At 55.1% G+C, this 245-nt stretch carries 1 protein-coding gene; it reads left to right on the top strand.

The window, feature by feature from the left end:
• The coding region (locus ACSNOG_RS33820; protein WP_436756491.1) for a Type 1 glutamine amidotransferase-like domain-containing protein at nucleotides 1-245 on the top strand (245 nt) is incomplete at both ends.

The following is a 245-nucleotide window of genomic DNA, read 5'->3' as shown; positions in this document are numbered from 1 at the left end:
GTACGTCTGGAGGGAGAAGAGATGAAACAGATAATTGCCATGGGCGGTGCGTTACCGATCCGCAAAACGGCCCGCTTTATAAACTAAACGGACTTGGTTTGCTTGCGGGGAGCCATTGCCCGCATTATGACGGAGAGAGCAAGCGGAGGCCTGCTTACCATGACCTGATCCTTCAAGGAGAGGTTCAGCCAGGTTATGCCGCAGACGATGGAGCCGCATTGCATTTCATCGACGGGCGCCTGCAC

Source organism: Streptomyces sp. URMC 124, from assembly GCF_051386455.1.
In the GTDB taxonomy this organism is placed as follows: Bacteria; Actinomycetota; Actinomycetes; order Streptomycetales; family Streptomycetaceae; genus Streptomyces.
The sequence above is the reverse complement of the archived record's forward strand: the minus strand, read 5'-3'. Positions and strand labels throughout refer to the sequence as shown.